The sequence below is a fragment of the Tritonibacter aquimaris genome, assembly GCF_009617595.1.
GTDB lineage: Bacteria > Pseudomonadota > Alphaproteobacteria > Rhodobacterales > Rhodobacteraceae > Epibacterium > Epibacterium aquimaris.
Genome location: NZ_WIXK01000002.1, coordinates 88,864 through 111,110 on the forward strand (window position 1 = coordinate 88,864; position 22,247 = coordinate 111,110).

21 protein-coding genes are annotated in these 22,247 nt (G+C 55.6%); 13 read left to right on the top strand and 8 right to left on the bottom strand.

Features of this window, described 5'->3' with window-relative positions:
- Positions 1-966: a porin gene (locus GG681_RS03985; protein ID WP_153545351.1), complete on the bottom strand. Its 966-nt coding sequence runs from the start codon at positions 964-966 to the stop codon at positions 1-3.
- A gap of 579 nt (positions 967-1,545) precedes the next feature.
- On the bottom strand, positions 1,546-2,490 hold the full coding sequence (locus tag GG681_RS03990; RefSeq protein WP_153545353.1) for a porin: 945 nt from the start codon (positions 2,488-2,490) through the stop codon (positions 1,546-1,548).
- 592 nt (positions 2,491-3,082) lie between these two features.
- On the opposite strand from GG681_RS03990, the gene GG681_RS03995 reads away from it, so the two are divergent.
- The 5 genes from GG681_RS03995 to GG681_RS04015 all read left to right on the top strand — a co-directional run bounded on the left by GG681_RS03995 (position 3,083) and on the right by GG681_RS04015 (position 8,424).
- Positions 3,083-3,586 (top strand): DUF3576 domain-containing protein, encoded by a 504-nt coding sequence (locus tag GG681_RS03995; protein WP_153545355.1) that lies wholly within the window; start codon positions 3,083-3,085, stop codon positions 3,584-3,586.
- A 99-nt stretch (positions 3,587-3,685) separates the two neighbouring features.
- Entirely contained in the window at positions 3,686-6,241 is a 2,556-nt protein-coding gene (leuS, locus tag GG681_RS04000; protein ID WP_153545357.1) for a leucine--tRNA ligase, read from the top strand.
- Entirely contained in the window at positions 6,228-6,737 is a 510-nt protein-coding gene (gene lptE, locus GG681_RS04005) for an LPS assembly lipoprotein LptE (protein WP_153545359.1), read from the top strand. Before leuS ends, lptE begins: the two co-directional genes overlap by 14 nt.
- Positions 6,734-7,762, top strand: coding sequence for a DNA polymerase III subunit delta (holA, locus tag GG681_RS04010; RefSeq protein ID WP_153545361.1), 1,029 nt, complete (start codon positions 6,734-6,736; stop codon positions 7,760-7,762). Before lptE ends, holA begins: the two co-directional genes overlap by 4 nt.
- Before the next feature lie 71 nt (positions 7,763-7,833).
- Positions 7,834-8,424, top strand: a complete 591-nt coding sequence (locus GG681_RS04015; protein WP_153545363.1) for a glutathione S-transferase family protein — start codon at positions 7,834-7,836, stop codon at positions 8,422-8,424.
- On the opposite strand, the gene GG681_RS04020 is transcribed toward GG681_RS04015, so the two are convergent.
- On the bottom strand, positions 8,397-9,611 hold the full coding sequence (locus tag GG681_RS04020) for a TIGR03862 family flavoprotein (protein ID WP_235899724.1): 1,215 nt from the start codon (positions 9,609-9,611) through the stop codon (positions 8,397-8,399). The two genes, GG681_RS04015 and GG681_RS04020, sit on opposite strands and share 28 nt — an antisense overlap.
- A 52-nt stretch (positions 9,612-9,663) precedes the next feature.
- Between GG681_RS04020 and GG681_RS04025 the strand changes: the two genes are divergently transcribed.
- Positions 9,664-9,957 carry an HNH endonuclease gene (locus tag GG681_RS04025; protein WP_153546117.1) on the top strand — a complete coding sequence of 98 codons (294 nt, stop codon included), beginning with the start codon at positions 9,664-9,666 and terminating at the stop codon, positions 9,955-9,957.
- On the opposite strand, the gene GG681_RS04030 is transcribed toward GG681_RS04025, so the two are convergent.
- Positions 9,954-10,565, bottom strand: coding sequence for an enoyl-CoA hydratase/isomerase family protein (locus GG681_RS04030; protein WP_153545365.1), 612 nt, complete (start codon positions 10,563-10,565; stop codon positions 9,954-9,956). The two genes, GG681_RS04025 and GG681_RS04030, sit on opposite strands and share 4 nt — an antisense overlap.
- Complete coding sequence (locus GG681_RS04035; RefSeq protein ID WP_153545367.1) at positions 10,562-11,311, bottom strand: SDR family oxidoreductase; 750 nt, start codon at positions 11,309-11,311, stop codon at positions 10,562-10,564. The genes GG681_RS04030 and GG681_RS04035 overlap by 4 nt, the downstream gene beginning before the upstream one ends.
- 129 nt (positions 11,312-11,440) lie before the next feature.
- Between GG681_RS04035 and GG681_RS04040 the strand changes: the two genes are divergently transcribed.
- From GG681_RS04040 to lpxK, 5 genes are all read left to right on the top strand, one after another.
- Positions 11,441-12,967, top strand: a complete 1,527-nt coding sequence (locus GG681_RS04040) for a DUF2125 domain-containing protein (protein WP_153545369.1) — start codon at positions 11,441-11,443, stop codon at positions 12,965-12,967.
- A 118-nt stretch (positions 12,968-13,085) separates the two neighbouring features.
- On the top strand, positions 13,086-14,432 hold the full coding sequence (locus GG681_RS04045) for a TldD/PmbA family protein (protein WP_153545371.1): 1,347 nt from the start codon (positions 13,086-13,088) through the stop codon (positions 14,430-14,432).
- Positions 14,419-15,201: an inositol monophosphatase family protein gene (locus tag GG681_RS04050; RefSeq protein WP_153545373.1), complete on the top strand. Its 783-nt coding sequence runs from the start codon at positions 14,419-14,421 to the stop codon at positions 15,199-15,201. The genes GG681_RS04045 and GG681_RS04050 overlap by 14 nt, the downstream gene beginning before the upstream one ends.
- Before the next feature lie 39 nt (positions 15,202-15,240).
- Positions 15,241-16,434, top strand: coding sequence for a 3-deoxy-D-manno-octulosonic acid transferase (locus GG681_RS04055; RefSeq protein WP_153545375.1), 1,194 nt, complete (start codon positions 15,241-15,243; stop codon positions 16,432-16,434).
- Positions 16,421-17,422, top strand: coding sequence for a tetraacyldisaccharide 4'-kinase (gene lpxK, locus GG681_RS04060; RefSeq protein WP_153545377.1), 1,002 nt, complete (start codon positions 16,421-16,423; stop codon positions 17,420-17,422). Before GG681_RS04055 ends, lpxK begins: the two co-directional genes overlap by 14 nt.
- A gap of 19 nt (positions 17,423-17,441) precedes the next feature.
- Here the strand turns inward: lpxK and GG681_RS04065 are convergent, their stop codons facing one another.
- Together GG681_RS04065 and GG681_RS04070 are read right to left on the bottom strand one after the other, a co-directional pair.
- The gene (locus GG681_RS04065) at positions 17,442-18,107 is read right to left on the bottom strand and encodes a DsbA family protein (protein ID WP_153545379.1); all 666 of its coding nucleotides are present in this window, start codon (positions 18,105-18,107) and stop codon (positions 17,442-17,444) included.
- 1 nt (position 18,108) lies between these two features.
- On the bottom strand, positions 18,109-18,630 hold the full coding sequence (locus GG681_RS04070; protein ID WP_153545381.1) for a DUF721 domain-containing protein: 522 nt from the start codon (positions 18,628-18,630) through the stop codon (positions 18,109-18,111).
- 84 nt (positions 18,631-18,714) lie between these two features.
- Here GG681_RS04070 and mutY point away from each other — a divergent pair, with 84 nt between their 5' ends.
- Both mutY and GG681_RS04080 read left to right on the top strand, forming a co-directional pair.
- Entirely contained in the window at positions 18,715-19,794 is a 1,080-nt protein-coding gene (gene mutY / locus GG681_RS04075; protein ID WP_153545383.1) for an A/G-specific adenine glycosylase, read from the top strand.
- A 54-nt stretch (positions 19,795-19,848) separates the two neighbouring features.
- Positions 19,849-20,991 carry an alkane 1-monooxygenase gene (locus GG681_RS04080; protein ID WP_153545385.1) on the top strand — a complete coding sequence of 381 codons (1,143 nt, stop codon included), beginning with the start codon at positions 19,849-19,851 and terminating at the stop codon, positions 20,989-20,991.
- Between the two features lie 88 nt (positions 20,992-21,079).
- Here GG681_RS04080 and GG681_RS04085 read toward each other — a convergent pair whose 3' ends face one another.
- On the bottom strand, positions 21,080-22,183 hold the full coding sequence (locus tag GG681_RS04085; protein ID WP_153545387.1) for a site-specific DNA-methyltransferase: 1,104 nt from the start codon (positions 22,181-22,183) through the stop codon (positions 21,080-21,082).
- Between the last annotated feature and the right edge of the window lie 64 nt (positions 22,184-22,247).

Below are 22,247 nucleotides of genomic sequence, written 5' to 3' on the forward strand. Positions count from 1 at the left end.
TTAGAAGTCGAAGCGGATACCCAGGTCAGCCAGGTCATTGCCTTCGCTGTCTTGTGCAACACCACCGCGCAGGGATACGCCGCCGCCCAGTTTGTGGCGGAAGCCCAGACCAAACGCTTCGTCACCACCGTCGAGGTCTGCCAGACCACCGCCCGCAACCAATGCGCGGATTTCGGTTGCGCTGGAAACTTTGTACGCTGCGGAGATCGAGTAACCTACGTCTGCGTCACCTGCGTCGAGCGCGTCGGAATCACCAACCAGTACGTTGTAAGACAGGTTGCCGAAGTCGCCAGATACGTTTGCAACCCAGTAGCTGGTTTCTGCGGCGTCGTCGCGCTCACCGAATGCCGCACCAACAGCGAATGTACCGAAGTCATACGCCGCACCGATCTGGTAGTAGGAGTAGTCTTCTTCTTCAGCCACCGCGTCGGCACTGTCGTTTTCTTCAGTAAACGACGCAGCAACGGTGAAATCACCAACAGAGTAGCGTGCTTTTACAGTTTGACGGAAGATGTCTTCTTCGCCAAAGCCTTCTGCGTCGATCACACCGTCCAGAGTGTTGTCGGATTCGATCAGGTCGGTCAGACCGATGCCGTGACCAAAGAAGTCAACAACATCACCAGAGTCGATAACGTCGGATACGTGACCGAGGTCCAGGCGGAAGCCTTCATAGGATACTGCAAAACCAGCAGCACCAGGACCGTCACCTGCAGCGCCACCAGAAGAACCTTCGTTGGATTCGAGCTGGAAGCGACCTTCAACTTTCACGCCTGCATCGGTTTCAGCAGATGCGGAGATGTTGATGCGGAAACGCTGCTCGAGACGCGTTTCTTTACGTGTGCCAGTTGCACCGTCGTTGTACGCAAGACCAAAACGGCCATAACCGCCGAGTTTTACGTTGGATTCAGCAGCTGCAACGCCAGCAGTTGCGATAAGCGCGGTAGTCGCGAAGAGAATCTTTTTCATGATTTTCCCTCGGGTTTAGATTTCCTTGCCTAAACCCTTGCGGAGGACATGAGTCTAGGTACGCATACGGTTTGTCTCTTTTCAGAGCGCGTGCGCAACCTCGGGCCTCACCACCCGAACCGATAGAAAAAAAATGATGCAGCAATGCAACAGGTGAAAACGCCAAAATCACAGCGCCACCAGCATAAATTCTCAAGAAGAACTGAGACTTAAGTTACATATCTGCCAACCACAGTGTGATAGCCATGTATTTGCACAACACTGACTATCCGAGGTTGAAGTTCATCACTGCCCTCGTCGCGAATATACCCTTCCATCTTTAGAACTGGCGTTTTTCCGTTGTGAATCTTCTTCACGGCGGAATCAAAACATCAGGCCACTGGTTAAAACAACGCCACCCCATTCGAACAATCAGGTGGCCCTTTGTGAAATAGATTACACAGACAACATTTCAGTTCAATAAAAATCTCACAAGCCCGTGAGCTATATGGCAATTTTAAGAACCCCCAAAACAGCAAAGGCCCCCAATATGGGAGCCTTCACCGTTAAATCCGAAGGATTTAAGAATATTCGATCGACTTAGAAGTCGAAGCGGATACCCAGATCTGCCAGGGTGTCGCCGTCGGTTTCTTGACCAACACCACCGCGCAGGGAAACACCGCCACCGAGGCTGTGCTTGAAGCCAACGCCGTAAACTTCGTCCAGGGAGTCAACACCGCTGTCTGCAACAACTGCAGTCAGAGTAGTTGCGGAAGAAACATCATAAGCAACGGACAGACCATACGCTACTTCGTCAACCAGATCGTCTTCGCCAACAGTCAAGTTGTAAGACAGCTGACCCAGCTCACCGGAAACACCGATAATCCAGTAGCTTGTGTCTTCAAGAAGATCAAATGCTGCACGATCGGAGTCGCGGTCACCGTATACGATACCAGCGCTTACAACACCAAAATCATACGCGAAACCAATCTGGTAGTAGCTCCAGTGATCTTCCAGATCTACAGCTGCGTCTTCCGACTCTTCGGTGAAAGAGACCGCTGCAGTGAAATCACCTACGGTGTAGCGTGCCTTTACGGTCTGACGGTCAGGGTTACCTGAGCCAAAGCCGTTCGCGTCACCACCGAATGCGTCGGACTGCTCTACAAACGCGGTCAGGCCAACGCCGTTGCCGTAGAAGCTGACGATGTCGCCGGAGTCCAGAACGTCGGAGGTGTTACCCAGGTCCAGACGGAAGCCGCCGGTGGATACCCAGAAGCCAGCTGCGCCAGGACCTGAGCCCGCTGCACCACCGGTTGATTTCTCATCAGATTGCAGACGGATGCGACCACCGAATTCAACACCAGCATCGCTCTCTGCGGTTGCGGTGATGTTCAGACGGAAGCGCTGCTCCAGACGAGTTTCTTTTGCTTCATTGCCTTCATCGTAGAACAGACCAAAACGGCCGTAACCGCCAAAGCTTACGTCTGCAGCTGCAACACCTGCGGTGGCGATCAGCGCGGTGGTAGCGAAGAGAATCTTTTTCATGATTTTCCCTCGGGTTGTAGATTTCCTATCCCAAACAGCACATCCCGCGCTTGTCTGAGTACGAGAGTGTTATCGCACCTCCAAAAGTTTTCACAACTGCGTGACGGCTTGAGTGAATTCAATCACACAAAGATGATGCATCGATGCCACAGTTGTTACCATCGATGTCACACCCCTGACACACAACTGCGCTTGACGAAGGCATTGTTTTAATTTGATTTTATCAGCTATTTCGCAACTGCCGCCATCCCCCAACCGGGGCAAGCAAGTTTTTGCCAACTGAAATCTGCCCCCCTCAAAGCGGGAGATTTTCGCAGAATCGAACAGCTCAAAGCAGGTGAGAGTTGTTAGCGCCCATACAGTTCAGCCAAAACGATACCGCAGAAAGCGTATATATATAATGTGTCGCCAACCACCGCTCAAAACAGCGATGGCCAGAATCGATTCCGCGCTCAATCACCGCTGCAAGCCCCATCAACGGCCTAAAGAACCACATGCTAGGCCAATCGGCCGCAAGAATAGGCTTGTTGCATTGCTCAGGGTTGTCTAGGACTTGAAGGCAATCGAAATGACGAACGGAAGCTGCCGAAAAATGCGTTGGATTGTGAATTTGGCACTGGTCGCAACTCTGGCCATTACGGCAGGCTGCGGTGTCTTGGGAAAGCGTGACGAGGCCAAGAAAGCCACGGGAAACTCGGGTGAGTTCCTCGATCGGGAACGCGCCATCGAAGAAGGCCTGCCTGTTGAAGGCCGCACCACCCTGTTTGATGCCTTCAAACGCGGCAAAGGTGAACAGAGCGTTCAAGTGAACCGCTATCTCTGGGCGGCCTCGCTGGAAGTTCTGGATTTTCTGCCCGTTCAATCCGTTGATCCTTTCACCGGCGTTATTGTCACCGGATTTGGCAACCCGCCCGGCGGCAACCAAGCTTATCGTGCAACTGTGCACATCAAAGACCCAGCGCTTGATGCGCGCTCGCTGAATGTTGCACTGCAAACCCGCAATGGCCGTGCGGTCAGCGCAGGCACCGCACGTGCGGTAGAAGATGCAATTCTGTCGCGTGCACGTCAGCTGCGCATTGCCGATAAAAAGTTCTGATCCCGGCAAAGTATGTGGCGGACTGGATTCGCCGAACAAACACACGTATTACAGCGCCGGGTCATGCACCCGGCGTTTTCATGCAAAGGACCGCTCAAGATGTCGCGTTACGAAGCCTCGCAAGTCGAAGCGAAATGGCAGGAGGCCTGGGAAGCGGCCTCGATCTTTGAAGCCAAGCCAACGGCGGATAAGCCGAAGTACTATGTGCTAGAGATGTTCCCCTACCCCTCCGGGAAGCTGCACATGGGACACGTGCGCAACTACACGATGGGCGATGTCATCGCGCGCTATAAGCTGTCTACCGGGCACAATGTGCTGCACCCGATGGGGTTTGATGCCTTTGGCATGCCCGCGGAAAACGCCGCGATGGCCATTGGTGGCCACCCGAAGGAATGGACCTACAACAATATTGACACGATGGTTGAGCAGATGAAGCCGCTTGGCCTCTCGCTTGATTGGTCGCGCATGTTTGCCACCTGTGATGTGGAATATTACGGCCAGCAGCAGTCGTTGTTCCTCGACTTCCTCGAAAAAGGTCTGGTCTACCGCAAAAACGCGGTGGTGAACTGGGATCCGATTGATATGACCGTGCTTGCCAACGAGCAGGTGGAAAATGGCCGGGGCTGGCGTTCGGGCGCACTGGTTGAGCGTCGCGAGCTGACTCAATGGTTCTTTAAGATCGCGGACCACTCCGAAGAACTGCTCTCCGCGCTGGATACCCTTGAAAACTGGCCGGCCAAGGTCCGTCTGATGCAGGAAAACTGGATCGGCAAATCCCGTGGTCTGCAATTTGGGTTTGAACGTCTGGACGGCGGCGCGCCGATCGACGTTTACACCACCCGTCCCGACACCTTGATGGGTGCGTCCTTTGTTGGCATCTCTCCAGATCACCCGATTGCCAAAGAACTGGAGGCTGCGGACCCAAAAGTCGCCGAGTTTGTCGCCGAATGCCGCAAAGGCGGCACCACCGAAGAAGCGATTGAAACCGCTGAGAAGCTTGGCCTTGATACCGGCATCCGCGTGAAACACCCGCTGGACCCCAACTGGGAGCTGCCGGTCTGGATCGCAAACTTCATCCTGATGGATTATGGCACCGGCGCGATTTTTGCCTGCCCGGCGCATGATCAGCGCGATTTTGAATTTGCGACCAAATACGATCTGCCAATCATTCCAGTGTTTGAAGATCCGGCAAACCCTGGTGAGCTGAGCGAAGCTTATGTTCCAACCAAGGCGGAAAAAGTTCGCTATGTAAAAGGTTTCGCAGGCGAGGCTGAGCAAACAGGCGAAGCAGGTGTGAACACTGCTGTCGATAAAGCCGAAGCTGAGGGCTGGGGCGAAGGCGTCACCAAATACCGCCTGCGTGATTGGGGCCTGTCGCGTCAGCGCTATTGGGGCTGCCCAATTCCGGTGGTGCATTGTGAAAAATGCGGCGTGGTTCCCGAGAAGAAAGAGAACCTGCCAATTGAGCTGCCCGATGATGTGACGTTTGATCAGCCGGGCAACCCGCTAGACCGTCATCCGACCTGGCGCCAGTGCAAATGCCCGGCATGTGGTGAACCTGCGCTGCGCGAAACCGACACGATGGACACATTTGTCGATTCGAGCTGGTATTTCGCCCGTTTCACCGCGCCACACGCAAACACGCCCACCGATATGGCCGAGGCCGAATATTGGATGAACGTGGATCAATACATCGGTGGTATCGAACACGCGATCCTGCACCTGCTGTATTCACGCTTCTTTGCCCGTGCGATGCAGATCTGTGGCCACCTGCCGGAAAAATCGATTGAACCGTTTGATGCGCTCTTCACGCAGGGCATGGTGACCCACGCGATCTTTGAAAACGCCGAGCGCAAGGATGAAAACGGCCGCACCCTTTATCACTATCCGGCAGAAGTCGAAGAGCGTGATGGTGGCACCTTTGTCAAAGAGACCGGTGAAAAGATCAAAGTGATTCCATCGGCAAAGATGTCCAAATCCAAAAACAACGTGGTGGATCCGCTGGCGATTATCTCTGCCTATGGTGCCGATACCGCGCGTTGGTTTGTGCTGTCTGATTCCCCGCCGGAACGGGATGTGGAATGGACTGCATCCGGGGCTGAGGCCGCACATAAACACCTGTCGCGCGTCTACCGTATCGCAGCTGATGCTGCTGCGCTGGACGCTGGTGAAGGCAAAGATGATGATGCGCTCTTACGTGAAATGCACAAAGCCATCCGGGATGTCACCTTGGGCGTCGAGAGCTTTGGCTTTAACGCCTCAATCGCAAAGCTTTATGGTTTCACCAACACATTGGCGAAATCCAAGGCGGGCGGCACGGCAAAACAACAGGCCGCCAAGGTTCTCGCGCAGCTGATGTCACCGATGACCCCGCACCTGTCCGAAGCCATCTGGGAAATGCTTGGGGGTGAAGGTTTGATTGCAAAAGCTCCATGGCCCATTGCAGATGAGGCGATGCTGGTTGAAGACACCGTGGTCATGCCAATTCAGATCAACGGTAAGCGCCGGGGTGAAATTGAAGTGGCTAAGGATATGGATAAATCCGAGGTTGAAAAAATCGCCCTCGCCCATGAAGCTGTGCAAAGAACACTGAATGGCAACGCGCCGAAGAAGGTGATCGTAGTTCCGGGTCGTATCGTCAATGTCGTGGCTTAAACATATACTGCTTCTGCCGCTGGTGCTCCTTGTGGGTGCCTGCGGCTTTACTCCGGTGCATGCGCCGGGCGGTGCAGGGCATGCACTGTATGATCGGGTGCTGGTTGCCGCGCCTGAAAAAGTGAAATCCAACAGCGATGTCGCTGCCTATGCATTGGTGCGCTCACTGGAGGAAAAACTCGGTCGTGGCACCTTGCAGGCCTATCAGCTTGATCTTGAGCTTGAGCAAAAAAGCGAAGGTCAGGCGATTACCGCAGACAATGACATCACGCGCTTCTCTGTGGAAGGCACCGCAAAATACACGCTGACACGTCTTTCTGATGGGGTTGTGATGGCCAGCGGCACCGCCAAAAACTTCACTGGCTACTCAGCCACAGGTTCAACTGTGGAAACCCTTGCCGGAGAACGCGACGCCGAAGAACGCCTGATGGAGATCTTGGCCAATCAAATCGTAACACGGCTCTATTCAAACGCTGATATTGCGGCGGCGCAATGAAGCTCAACACCCGCGAGGCAGATGGCTATTTCGCACGACCAGATGCCGACAAAACCGGCATTCTGATCTATGGTGCCGATGCCATGCGGGTGGCGCTTAAACGTCAGCAGTTGCTTGCCGCTCTTCTTGGCCCAACCGCCGAAGAAGAAATGCGTCTGGCGCGCATGCCGGGAACAGATTTACGCAAAGATCCCGCACAGCTGCTCGATGCGGTAAAGGCGGTTGGTTTTTTCCCCGGCCCACGTGCGGTCTTTGTCGAGGGGGCCAATGACAGTGCCACCCCCGCAATCCTCAGCGCGCTGGAAGAATGGGCGCCGGGAGATGCGCAGATTGTCATCACTGCAGGGCAGCTCAAAGCCTCATCCAAGCTGCGCAAAGCCTTTGAAACTCACAATAATGCCTTTGCGGTAGGGATCTACGATGATCCCCCCTCCCGCAGTGAGATTGAACGTATTCTGGGCGAGGCGCAGATCAAAGACGTCCCCAATGACAGCATGTCGGCACTTGTGGATATCGCCAATGACATCGGCCCCGGCGATTTCTCCCGCATGATCGAAAAGCTGGCACTGTATAAACATGGCGACAATAGCGCGCTGGCGATCGAAGATATTGATGCGGTCGCGCCGCAATCGACCGAGGCTGCGCTGGATGATTTGCTGAACATCGTGGCCGAAGGGCGCACCACTGAAATCGGCCCGGTTCTGGGGCGGCTGCAGGCGCAGGGCACACAGGCCGTGTCATTGTGCATTGGCGCGACGCGGCATTTCCGCAGGCTTTATACTGTGGCCTCAGATCCCGGTGGCCCGGCACAGGGCATTGACCGCCTGCGCCCCCCGCTTTATGGCAAACGCCGCGACCGGGTGTTGCGTCAGGCGCAGGGCTGGGGCGCAAACCGGCTTGAAACCGCGCTTACTGTGCTGACAGACGCAGACCTACAACTGCGTTCCGCCGGGCAAACCGCACCGGCGCTGGCGCTGATGGAACGCGCTTTGATCCGGCTCTCAATACTGAGCCGCGCCCGTTAACGCGAGGTCGCACTTGATTGGCGGCGCCCTCATGCCCATCGTTATGCAAACGTCAGAGCGATGAGGCTAAAATGTATACTGTGATTGGATTGCCAGCGACCCGCGCTGCCCGTGTTCTTTGGGCGCTTGAGGAACTGGAGCAGCAATATCAGCTGGAACCACATCCCCCACGCAGTGACGCGGTGCTTGCAATCAGCCCATCCGGCAAAATCCCCATTCTGCGTGATGGTGATTTCACGCTGACTGACTCCTCGGCCATCATGCAATATCTGGCCGATAAGCACAGCGGGCTTTTGGCGGCAGCGGGCAGCCAGCAACGGGCGCTCCAAAACGCAATGATCTTTCGCCTGATGGATGAAATTGATGCGCTGCTTTGGGTCAATGCGCGCCACAAGATCATCCTGCCCGAAGAGCACCGGGTGCCCGCGCTTAAGAACAGCATTGTCTGGGAACTGAACCAAAACATTGATCGTCTCGCTCAGGAAAAGAACGGCCCGTTTCTGTGTGGCGAAGACTTCACCGCCGCAGACATCATTTTCACCCACTGCATGGGATGGGCAAAGTCAGCCAATATTGAGATAAGCAACAAAGAGATGCTGGAACACGCCAAAGAAATGCGCGCGCGCCCTGCGTTTCAGCGAGTTTTACCGCTGCTCAAGTAACGCAAAACGCCCGCACCCGCGCAGCGCCCAGTGGCAAAACAACCGGTGAGCAAATAACCACCGGTGGGCGCTTCCCAGTCGAGCATTTCTCCGGCGCAAAAAGTGCCGGGGAGCGCGGCCAGCATCAGATCATCTGTCACCGCAGATTGGCACACCCCACCCGCAGTCGAGATCGCCTCATCCAACGGGCGGATATCCCAGCCTTTGATCGGTAGACGTTTCACCAAGGCAGGCCAATCCTCGGGCGCAAGCTTCTGCCCGGCATTCATTTCATTAAACAACGCCACTTTGGCCGGTGGCAGGCGAAGAGTCTTTTTCAACCACGGCGACAGGCGCGCTTTTTGTAGCGATTTTGGCAAGCGTGCGCGCACCGCGTCCAGTGTCACATCGGGCATTAGATCCACGTGAAACGTTGCACCCTGCCGCAAAGCAGGCGTCAGCGAATAAAGCCCGCCCCCTTCCAGGCCTCGCGCGGATAGGATCGCCTCACCCCGGCTGCTAAGATCGCCCGCATGCCATCGCACCGATTTGAGCGCTGCACCAAAATGGGGCTGCATGTGATCACTCCAGCGCAGCGACAGCGCGGCGTTTGCCGGGGCAAATTCTGTGCACTCCACGGCGCGATCGCGCAAAATATCCGCCCATGCGCCATCTGATCCCAGCCGCGCCCAGCTTGCCCCGCCCAGCGCCAGAACGGTTGCGCGCGCAGAAATCAGCTGCTCCCCATCCGGGGTCGAAAATCGCAGCGCATCACCGTCCCACCCGTTCCAATACCAACGGGTGCGGATCTCAACACCCTGGCGCTGCAATCGCACGACCCAATTGCGCAACAGCGGTGATGCCTTCATGACCTTTGGAAACACTCGGCCGGTTGAACCAGTAAAAAGCTCCTGCCCAAGACCGCGTGCCCAGCTTTGAACAGCATCAGCATCAAAGGCGCGCAACATGGGCGCAAGCCAGTCTTGCGCCGTGCCAAAATGCGAAAGCAGATCGCATAGGGGTTCATCCTTGGTAAGATTGAGCCCAGACTTTCCGGCCATCAGAAACTTGCGCGCAATCGATGGTTTCGCCTCAAGCACCAGAACCCGACGACCTGCGGCAGAGATCACATCTGCGGCCATCAGCCCCGCCGGACCGGCACCAATCACAACTGCATCCCATTCCATCGGTTTTTCTGCTCTTGTCATATCGCGTTGTTCCATCATGTAATGGAAGACACCGTTTTTGACGAGACCTGCCATGGAAGAGCCGATCTGCCCGCTCTGTGAACGCCCGATCCCAGCGCATGTGCCGCAAAGCCAGCATCACCTGATCCCCAGGCTGAAGGGCGGCAAGGGCGGACCAACGGTCTTGCTGCACCACATCTGCCACAAAGAGATTCACGCGAGCCTGACTGAAACTGAGCTCGCGCGTGACTATTCAACAATTTCTGCCCTGCGCAGCCACCCAAGGCTTGCGAAATTCATCAACTGGGTGTCAAAGCGCCCAGCTGACTTTCAATCGCGCGTGCCCGGAAAACGACGAAACCGCTAGCGGCAGCTTTGGATAATGCCCTTGGCGATTTCAGGATCCGCAGCAAGACTGTCTTGCAAGAGTTCGGATGCAGTGTCTAACAAGGCGTCGGGCGCAACAATACGATCAATCAGCCCCCATGACAGCGCTTCTTCGGCCAGCACCTTTTGCCCGGCGGCCAAAATCATCTTAGCGCGTGAGGAACCAATAAGGTTCTTCATCCGCACCACGTCTGAAGGCTGAGGCATATAGCCAAGCTTCATCACCGGATAAAAGAACTTGGCCGTTGGCACCGCAATCCGCAGATCACAGGCCAGCGCCATACCATTCGCCCCACCGGCCAAAGTGCCGTTCAGAGCTGCGATTGACAGGCACGGCAGCGCTGCAACAGCGGCAGAGAGTTCTTCCCACAAAGGCGACACCGCCAGCCCCTTTGCTGCCTCCTCGAGATCAGCACCAGCGCTGAAGACCTTGCCGCGCCCGGTCAGGATCAGGCCCCGCGCCGCATGGGCGTCCTGCATGATAGCGATAAGTTCACTCAGCATCACGGATGTAAGCGCATTGGCTTTGTCGGTCCGGTCGAGCGTCACAACCCAGAGACCGTTATCAGATTTTTCAACGTTGATCATAGCAACCCCACACGGTGGCGAATAGTTTCTTCACGAAGGGAAATTTCTGTTCCCAGGAATTCATCGGCATCTTGAGTGCACATCCACAGCAACGTGCGCGCGGGCCATTCTGGCGGGACGTGATCTTCCCAATCCAAATCGCTCACCGGGTTGATGCCGCTTGCCTTGATGTCGCGTTGCATCTGGGTGGCCACGGTGCCGGGCGACAAGCCCATGATGCGCAGGCCCGATGCGCGTTCTTCCAAATCCAGCGCACGGGTCAACATCGCAGCGCCAGCTTTGGAGGTACAATAGGCGCTCCAGCCTTCCAGCGGGCGATGCGCAGCACCGGAAGACACGGTGATAATCGTGCCCGCGTTCACTGCTTTCATATGCGGCAGCACCGCGTGCATGCCATTGAAAACACCGTTGATATTAACGTTGATCAGTTGCGCCCAGTCAGCGGGATCCGCGTTTTCCAGACGGGCGATCGGGTCAATCATGCCGGCATTGTTGATCAATACATCCACCCGGCCCCATTTATCTACAGCTTTGGAAACAGCCGCAGATACGGACTGATAATCCCCAACATCACACTGCAATGGTAACGCCGCGTCGCCGATTTCTGCCGCCAGAGCAGCAAGCGCAGCCTGATCACGGGCCAAAAGCGCCACATTTGCACCCGCTTCGGCAAAGATCCGCGCAGCCGAGGCACCTATTCCGCGGCTTGCACCGGTGATAATCACCGTTTTGTCGTTGAAATCCATAGGCCGCTACTCCAATTCTTTGATATTGAAACGTGGTAATTTGCCAATGGGGTTTGGTCCAGCCTTACCCCACGGCCAGCGCCAGCGAAATCAGATCTTGCGCAATAGATCACAAGGAAAGGTATTCAAATGTCCGTCAATTTTAAGCGTGGCTGTAGCATTGCTGCTCTCACCGTTTTTCTGGCCCCAAATGCCTGGGCAGATGTCTCCCCTCAGGACGTGTGGTCCGAATGGAAGTCCTATATGGAAAGCAGCGGCTACGTGGTCCAAGCGAGCGAAAGCCAAAAGGGCGACACGCTGACTGTTTCCGATGTCTCCTTTGATATCGCGATCCCGGATCTAGATGGTAAGGTTTCTATGTCGCTGCCTGACCTTGCATTGGTCGACAATGGCGACGGCTCTGTCAATGTGACAACACCAGAAGAGTTTGAAGTAACGTTCACCATCCCAACCGATGATGACACGATCGAAGGCGTTGTTGCCTTCCGCACCGATGGTGCGCCGGTTGTGGTCAGCGGTGATCCCGATGACATGAGCACACGCTACGAATCGGAGTTTAACGAATTCTCTCTCGTTAAATTCAGCTCTAAAGATGAAGAGATCCCAGCCGATGCGGTGAAAACCGCGTTTATTGCCAAGGAAATCCTGTTTGACGCTCAAACCAAAATTGGCGAGCAGCGCAATATCACGCAAGAAGGCACCATTGGCTCGCTGTCCTATGACGTCAGCTTCAAAGATCCCGAAAATGAAAACAACTTCGGCTCCTTTGTGGGTGAACTGAAAGACCTCGCCTATATTGCGAACAGTGCGCTACCTGAAAAATTCGACGCCGCAAACATCTTTACATCGCTGCGCTCTGGCGCCGCGTTTGATGGCTCTTTCACCTTTGGCAGCGGCCAGAACAAAGTATCCGGCAAAGATGGGTCGGACGAGTTTGAAGCCACATCCTCGTCGCAGGGTGGCGTGTTCAAGTTTGTGCTGAACGAAGACACTCTGGTCTACGACCTTATTCAAAACAAAAGCGATGTGTCGGTTTTTGCAAGCGACCTTCCCCTGCCAATTGCATTTTCTGCTGATCAGATCGGTATGAAACTGCAGATGCCAACTGGCGTTTCAGAAGAAGACAAAGACTTTGGTCTGGGCATCACGCTGAAAGACTTCAACGTGCCAGAAGCAATCTGGGCGATGGCAGACCCCACCGGTACGCTGCCGCATGATCCGGCATCTTTGGTGGTTGATCTCACCGGTAAGGGTCGCCTGTTGATCGATGTCTTTGATCCGGACACCGCTGCAACCGCGCAGGTTGATGATGATGTGCCTGCGTTGTTCAACTCGGTCAAAATCAACGATCTGTTGCTGCGTGCAGCGGGTGCAGAGCTCACCGGGACCGGTGATTTCGAACTCGATAACGCCGATTTGGAATCCTACGATGGCATGCCCGCACCTACAGGATTGGCAAAACTGAAGCTCGTTGGTGCCAATGGTCTGATCGACAACCTGATCAAGATGGGCCTGATGAGCGAAAGCGATGCTGGCGGGGCACGTCTGATGATGGGGCTCTTGGCCGTTCCGGGCGAAGGCGACGACACGCTGACTTCGGAAATCAAGTTCGAGACCGGTGGTAAAATCATCGCAAACGGCCAGCGCATCAAATAAACGCGCTATACTTCTAAACAAACGGGCCGCCATTTGTGCGGCCCGTTTTGCAAAACTGGGCTTGCAGGGCTTAAGCTGGCTGGCTAGCTCTGTAGGAGAAACAGATGAGCAGGTTGATATGACAGACACGCCCGAAACGCTGTGCCACGCGTTGATTGATGCCGCCAAAGCTGCAGGTGCCGAAGCCGCTGATGCAATTGTTGCCGAAGGGCAATCCCTCTCGATAGAGGTGCACGGTGGCAAGCTTGAGCATGCAGAACGGTCTGAAGGCGTCGATCTGGGCCTGCGGGTGTTCATCGGAAAACAGCAGGCGCTGGTGTCAACCTCGGACGCACGACCCGAAACAATCCAAACCATGGCTGAACGCGCGGTGGCGATGGCCAAGGAATCTCCCGAAGATCCCTACACTGGGCTGGCGACAGCTGATCAGCTGGCATCAAACCGCGATTGGGCCACGCTTGAACTCTTTGATGACAGCCCCGAACCTGCACCAGATGCGTTACAGGCAGATGCATTGGCAGCCGAAGCCGCGGCACTGGCCGTTTCAGGCGTGACACAGGTGCAATCTGCGGCGGCGGGATACGGGCGTCACCGCGTTCACCTGGCCACCAGCAACGGGTTTTCTGGCGGCTACGCGCGCTCCAGCCGATCCCTGTCCTGTGCCGCGATTGCGGGAAGCGGAACTGACATGGAACGCGACTATGATGGCGATTCCCGTGCATTTCAGGCAGATCTGCGCAGCGCTGCCGAAATCGGCACCACCGCAGGGGAACGCGCTATTGCACAGCTGAACGCAAAGAAACCAGAAACCGGCAGTTTTCCTATTCTGTTTGATGAACGCATTTCATCCTCGCTGATTGGGCACCTCTTGGCCGCCTCCAATGGTGCCGCCATTGCACGGGGCGCATCTTGGCTCAAAGATCATCTGGGTGAACAGGTACTGCCCGCATCGCTGTCTGTCATCGAAGACCCGTTTCGCCCACGCATGGCCGGGTCGCGCCCCTTTGATGGCGAAGGCCTGCCCACCCAACGACGAGAGATTGTAAAAGATGGGGTTCTGACCGGCTGGACGCTTGATCTGGCCTCTGCGCGCAAGCTTGAACTTGAAAGCACTGGCAATGCGGCCCGTGGCATCGGATCGGTACCTTCACCGGCCAACTGGAACATCACCCTTACCCCCGGCGCGCAAAACCGTGATGATCTAATCCGCGATATGGGCACCGGGCTTTTGGTGACATCGATGATTGGCTCCACCATTAACGCCAATACCGGCGATTACTCACGCGGTGCATCGGGTTTCTGGGTAGAGAACGGCGAAATCCAATACCCGGTGAACGAATGCACGATCGCTGGCAATCTAAAAGACATGCTGCGCAACATGATCGCCGCCAATGATGGCCGGGCCTATCTGTCCCGCGTGGTGCCGTCGCTGTTGATCGAAGGGATGACCATTGCCGGCAACTGACCTGCCCTTTCTGATCGAAGCGGCAGAAAAAGCCGGTGATATCGCAAGCCAATATAGCGGTCCAAACGCCAAACGTTGGGACAAGCCGGATGGCGCTGGACCGGTGACAGAGGCCGATCTGGCGGTTGATGCATATTTGCTCGAAACCTTGATGGCACAGCGCCCGAATTATGGCTGGCTGTCAGAAGAGACCGAAGACAACACTGAGCGCTGCCAGAAGTCCTGCGTCTTTATCGTGGATCCCATCGATGGCACCCGCAGCTTTGCTGAAGGGTCACGCACCTGGGCCCACTCGATTGCGGTTGCACAAGACGGCGAAGTCACCGCAGCCGTGGTGTATCTGCCCCAGCGCGAATTGATGTTTGTTGCAGCCAAAGGAGAAGGCGCCCGCTGCAATGGGGAGCCCATCTCGGTGTCACAGCGCAACGGGCTGACAGGCGCATCGATCCTTGCAACAAAGAACAACCTTGATCCCATGCATTGGCGCAACGGCGATGTTCCTGCGATTGAGCGCGCGCATAGACCATCCCTTGCCTATCGGCTCGCTCGTGTGGCGCAGGGCCACTATGATGCCATGCTCACCCTGCGCCCCAGCTGGGAATGGGACATCGCAGCCGGGGATCTTTTGATCCGCGAAGCCGGTGGCATCAGCACCACACGCAGCGGCGAAGCATTGAAATTCAACAATCTTATCCCTCAATTGGACGGCGTTATAGCGGCCAATCCAACCCTTCATAAAAACCTGCATCAACAGCTCAAACCCGTTTGAGCCTTGCTGCCAAGATCAATTTAAAGGACGTGACGTGCGATGGCCTTGCGCCGAGTAAACGCATCAGATGTAGCAGAACAGATCCGCCCCGAAGGGAAGCTGATCTGGGTCTATGCAACCACGACCCAACGCATTCTTGCACTGCGTGATCTGACACAGCGGCTGCGCAATCATTTCCCCGACCTGACGCTGCTCACCACCTGGCCTGCTGACCTCAACCCGCCGCCGCATGATCCGGCGTATGAAATTATTCATGGCGAGCTGCCAGAGGATAGCTATGCCGCCTACCGCCAGTTTCTGGACCGCTGGCAGCCGGACCTTTGCATCTGGTCTGGCGGGGACATGCGCCGTGGGTTGAACCGAGTTTTGCGGGAAAATGACATACCCTCATTGCTCGTGGATGTGCTGATGGAGGAGCTGCCAAACCGCACCTCGCGTCTGTGGCCAGATTCGCGCGGCAAGGTTTTTAACGGATTCGCTGAAATCCTGACCCCGCAGAAACTGGTGGCGGAACATCTTATCCGTACCGGTGTGCCGGATCACCGCATCACGGTCACCGCCCCGCTGAGCCTTTCAGCCTGTCCGCCAAGCTGTGCAGATGAAGACCTTTCTACCATGCAAAAGGTTCTTGCAGGACGCCCAATCTGGCTTGCGTCACATGTAAAGCTGCAAGAGCTGACTACGATCCTCAATGCGCATCGCAAGGCGCTGAAACTTTTGCACCGCCTGCTATTGGTGGTGTCACTCGAAAACTGGTCTGATCTTGAAGCAGCACGCGCCATTATCCGTGGTGCCGGACTAAGCTTTGCGGATTGGGAAATTGGCGAAGAACCGGAAGAGCACAATCAGGTGCTGCTGTGTGATAGCGAAGATCTTGGCCTGTGGTATCGGCTTGCACCGGTGACACTTATCGCAAGCTCACTGGAACGGGTGTTTTGTGGCCAATCGCCGCTGGATGCAGCTGCACTTGGATCTGCGATCCTTTTTGGCAAGGGCATCAGCGAACATACCGAGGCTTATGAACAGCTCAAAAACTGTGGCGCAGCACAACAGGTGCGCTCTATGGGAGAGCTTTCTGACGCTGTTATCACCCTGTCGGCACCCGATCTTGCCGCACAAATGGCACTGGCGGGCTGGACATTTGTGACCAAAGGCGCAGAAACCACCGACCAACTGTTGGAAATAACGCAGGATCTGCTGGATATGCCGGATATGGGCGATGAAACCACCTGAGTTTTGGAACAAACCACCACAAGAAAGCGACCTGCGAAAGCTGCTACTGCGGCCGCTGGGGGCTCTGTACGCACGTGCAACCCGAAAACGTCTGCAATCTGGCACGCCCCACAAGCTCGATATCCCCGTAATTTGCGTCGGCAATCTAAACGCAGGTGGCACTGGTAAAACCCCCACGGTCATCTGGCTGGTGCAGACACTACAAAACATGGGGCATACGCCCGTTGTGCTGAGCCGCGGCTATGGTGGCAAACTGGAAGGTCCCATTCTGGTCGACCCCAACCAGCATAACGCCGCAGATGTTGGTGATGAACCCTTGCTGATCGCGGCCTTTACCACGGTCTGCGTGTCGAAAGATCGCGCTGCCGGGGCCAAAATGGCTGAGAAATCCGGTGCAACTGTGCTGATCATGGATGACGGGTTTCAAAACCCAAGTGTTCACAAAGATTTCTCCATCATTGTGGTGGATGCGCAAAAGGGCTTTGGCAACGGGCACTGCATGCCCGCAGGCCCCCTGCGAGAGCCTGTGCCCGAGGGGATGAAGCGCGCAGATCTGGTCCTGTCCATTGGTCGGACGACCGCACAAGATCGGTTTTCAGAACTTTGGCAACACCACATCCCTATCGCCCACGCCAAAGGCTGGCTTGCCCCGTTGCAAACCGGGATGATGTGGCAGGGCACACGGTTTCTGGCCTTTGCTGGAATCGGCCATCCTGAGAAATTCTTTGCCACCCTGCGCGCGCTTGGTGCGGATGTTGTGAAAACAGAGGCGCTGGACGACCATCAACCTCTGTCAGCGCCCTTGATGGCCCGATTGGAAAACGAGGCAAAACTATTGAGCGCGCAGCTTGTCACCACGGAAAAAGACGCGGTGCGCTTGCCAGATAGTTTTCGCATGAAAGTGCTGACTTTGCCGGTGCGCCTGGACCTTTTTGAAGAGGCGGGCCTCAGCGCAAAGCTGAAAGAAATTGCACCGCCCCCAAACTAGGGACGGTGCAAGGAATACATTAGCTGCCAAGCTCGGCTTCGATCAGCTTCTTGAATGCATCATAGGGCTGGTTACGAATGAGTTCGCCGTTCAGCACAAAGCTAGGAGTTGCCTCTACTTTGTCGGCCGTGGCGTTTTCCTGATACCAGCTCACCAGCGTCTGCGCCTTGGTGCTATCTTGCAGGCAGGCGTCCAGCTGCTCGTTCTCAATACCTGCCAGCAAGCCAATTTTACGCAGCTCGTCTACGATCTCAGTCGGTCCACCAGCGCGGGCCCAATTGGATTGCTCTTTGAACAGCAAGTCCGTGATCCCAAAGAATTTGTCACCGCCACCACAACGCGCAATCATGGATGCCCACAGGCCATAGCGGTCAAAGTAGACCTCGCGGTAGATGAACTTCACCTTGCCGGTGTCGATAAATTCTTCTTTCAGCTTCTTATAACCATCCTCATGGAAACGCGCGCAATGCGGGCAGGTGTAGGACGCATATTCGACCAATGTGACCGGCGCGTCTTCGGCACCTTGAACCATTTCAACAATGGTGGATGTATCGACCTCAGCTGCGTCCTGCGCATAAGCAGCACCAGCCAGCGGTGAGCCACCCTGGCCCGAAACAGCATTAAAACCAACTGTTGCGAAGGTGAACGCCGCAGCGGCCAACAATCCAGATTTAAGACGGGTCATGTTACCCTTTCCCTTGTGATTTTTGTTTGGTTAAGAAACTGCGCGCGAGATTTTCCAGTGCTGCGCGCAATTCGCTGTCTTGGGCACCTTCTGCAACGTGGGTTGCCTCATTTCGCACCTCAGGATCCGCAGGCTTTGGCTTTTTCTCAGCCTGCGCGTGCTGAAACACCGCCTGACCTTCTGCAAACCCTGTGGGCGCAGTTTGGGTGATCCGGATCTTTGAGATCGCATTATAGCCGTAAACCGCATTTACCCGCGACCTAAGCTGCTCTTTTTGCATCTCGAGCATGGGCGCCTGTGCGCCGGTCGTCAAAACCGTCAGCGTTGCACCAAAGGATCCGCGCCCATAGCCAATGTTTACGGGACGTGCCACCGCCGCAATATCTGCGCCAACGGTTTCCTCCCAATGGGTCAAAAGCTTAGACACCGCAAAGCCACGGGTTTCGCCCGCTTTGCGAATCTGCTCGTTGAGAACCGAGCCTGTGCGTTTAAAACCGCGTGTTGATGATCGTCTGAATGACATATCAATGGTTTTGCTAGACCTAGAGCACTAATGTAAAGAGCCAGCACCCGAGAACAAGATATTCAGCGGCATAGGGCATAACGAATGCGTGATTTTGGGATTGTTCCCACCGAGATGAGCGGCACTTTGCTGCAATGGTATGACCAACACGCACGTGAAATGCCCTGGCGTGTGCCTCCGTCTGAACGGCTGCGCGGGGTTGCGCCTGATCCCTATCGGATCTGGCTTAGCGAAGTGATGTTGCAGCAAACCACCGTCGCAGCAGTACGCGACTATTTCATGCGCTTCACCACACGTTGGCCCAAAGTCACCGATCTCGCGGCTGCCGCAGATGAAGACGTAATGGCCGAATGGGCAGGCCTTGGATATTACGCGCGGGCGCGCAACCTACTGAAATGTGCGCGCGTTGTAGCGGATGACCACGGCGGCGTTTTCCCAGACAGCTACGATGGTTTGATCGCGCTACCGGGCATCGGCCCTTATACGGCAGCAGCAATTGCATCGATCGCATTTGATAGATCCGAAACCGTGCTGGATGGCAATGTGGAGCGGGTTATGGCGCGCCTGCATGATTGTCATGAGCCCTTGCCCGGCTCAAAACCCGTACTCAAAGATTATGCCAGCCACCTGACACCAGATACACGTCCAGGCGATTATGCGCAGGCGGTGATGGACCTTGGCGCAACGATCTGCACCCCGAAATCCCCGGCCTGCGGTATCTGCCCCTGGCTGTCTCCCTGTCAGGCGCGAAAATCTGGCACCGCGTCTGAGCTGCCAAAGAAAACACCAAAGGCGCCAAAGCCAACCCGCTATGGCCATATCTATCTTGCACGATCAGAGGCAGGTGATTGGTTGTTGGAACGGCGCCCCGACAAGGGATTGCTTGGTGGAATGCTGTGCTGGCCCACCAGCGAATGGGGAGATGCGCCAACAGACTCCCCACCTTTTGCAGCCGAATGGCAGGAGCTTGGTGCCGAAGTTCGCCACACCTTTACCCATTTCCATCTGATCCTGCGTGTTCATACCGCCAAGCTTCCCGAGGACTACCATCCAGACGCGCCGCGTCTGATGGTTTCGCGGCATCAGTTTGATCCCAAGGATATGCCAACGGTTATGCGCAAGGCCTTTAAAATATGTCGCACAGATAAGGGCTTGGGCTTGTGAGACTTACGGACTAAGGTCGCCTCCAACGCGCGCCAATCTGCTGGAGTGTGAGCCATGCCAGACCCAAAACCACAACGACCGCTGTCCCATTGGCGCAGCGCTTTGCCGTTTTGGATGTCATTTCTTCTGATCCCGCTGATCTGGAACGCCGCCATTTTGGGTGGATGGTGGATCCTGCTGCCACCACTGGCCACGTGGTATCTCTTTGCCGCACTTGATGCGGTATTGGGGCTGAACCTAGAAAACGCAGCCCCCGAAACCGAGGATACGCAGCTCATCTGGTATCGTCGCCTTACAATGGTCTGGATGCCTGCGCAATTTATCACGCTCTTTGGTCTCATTGCATATGTCAGCCAGGCCGCCCATCTAGACGGGCTTGAAAAGTTTGGCATCTTCTTTGGCATGGGGGTGATGAGCGGGACAATTGGCATCAACTACAGCCATGAGCTCATGCATCAGAGCAACAAACTGGAACGTTGGCTCGGGGATATTCTTCTGGCTATGGTGATGTATTCCCACTTCCGTTCAGAACATCTGCTGGTGCATCATCGCTATGTGGGCACGCCCAAGGATCCGGTGACCGCGCGCTACAATGAAGGGTTTCACCGGTTTTACCCGCGCGTTTTGCGACAAAGCTGGCATTCCGCGTTTCATGCTGAAAGGGCTCTTTTGGCGCGCAAGGGTCTACCCTGGTATCACCGCCGCAACCCGTTTTTACGGTACTGGGCGCTGCAGGCATCTATGATGGCACTTGCGCTCATGGTCGCGGGCTGGACAGGTCTGCTGCTGTTTCTGGTGCAGGCAGGCATCGCGATCTGGCAGCTTGAGGTAACCAATTACGTCGAGCACTACGGTCTGACGCGTCTGCACCTTGGCGATGGCAAATATGAGCCGGTCAAACCACGCCATTCCTGGAATGCCGCCCATAAGGCCACCAATTGGCTCTTGATCAATCTGCAGCGCCATTCCGACCATCATACCAAGCCTGATCGCCGCTTTCCGCTGTTGCAGAACTACAAAGAAGACGAAGCGCCCCAGCTGCCCTATGGCTATCCGATTATGACCCTAGCCGCGATGATACCGCCGGTTTGGCGACGCATCATGAACCCCAAGGTGCGCGCCTGGCGCAAGCAGTTCTATCCTGATGTAACGGATTGGACAGATTACAATCGCGCCCAGAATCCACTGCCACGTTAAATGAAAAAGGCCCCGCCAAAAGGCGGGGTCAGGTGTGGTGCATCTCACGCAGAGGCGCACCGGCGGTATCTGGTTGTTCAGCTAGATATCAGTTTTGCATTTCCGCCCGGATCTGCTGACGCAGAACATCGATGGGAACGGTTTTGCCTTCGCGTTTGAAACACCAATAGGTCCAGCCATTGCAGCTGGGGGCGTTTTCAAGATGCGCACCAACCTGGTGGATCGATCCTTTGACATTGTCACCCACCAAAGTGCCATCAGCGCGCACTTTGGCCTTGTGACGGCGGTTCATCGAAAACAGCTCTTCGCCCGGGCGCAGCAGACCACGTTCAACCAGCTGGCCAAACGGAACCCGCGGTTCTGCGCGTTTTGAGGCGGTTACCTGCAGCGCTTCGCGGTCGAACTTACGCACCGCTTTGATGCGCTTTTCAGCAACTTCGCGGTAGGATTCTTCGCGTTCAATACCGATGAATTCACGGCCCAGCATCTTGGCAACGGCACCGGTGGTGCCAGTGCCAAAGAACGGATCCAGCACAACATCACCAGGGTTGGTGGAACCGATCAGGATGCGATGCAGCAGGGATTCGGGTTTCTGGGTCGGATGCGCCTTGTCGCCATTGGCGTCTTTCAGACGCTCGTGGCCGGTGCAGATCGGCAATACCCAGTCAGAGCGCATCTGAATGCCTTCATTCAGAGATTTCAGCGCCTCATAGTTGAAGGTGTATTTTGCACCTTCTTTCTTGGAGGCCCAGATCATCGTCTCATGGGCATTGGTGTACCGCTTGCCACGGAAATTCGGCATCGGGTTGGATTTGCGCCACACCACATCGTTCAGGATCCAATAGCCTGCATCTTGGATCGCCGTGCCGACACGGTAAATATTGTGGTAAGAGCCAATCACCCAGATTGAGCCGTTGGGCTTCAGCACCCGGCGCGCAGCAGCCAGCCAGTCGCGGGTGAACTGATCATAGGCCGCAAAACTGGAGAACTGGTCCCAGTGATCATCAACCGCATCAACCTTACTGTTGTCGGGGCGGTGGAGCTGGCCTTTGAGCTGCAAGTTATAGGGCGGATCTGCAAAAATCAGATCAACCGAATTTTCGGGAAGACTGTTCATTACTTCGATACAGTCGCCACCAATAATCGTGTTTAAAGGGAGCGCTGCCGCGCCCTTTTCGATGGTGTTATTCATTGTCTCTGCCTCAAACCACGGCGCCTTTTGACGCTCATTTTGGTTATCAACAGGATGGGTGATC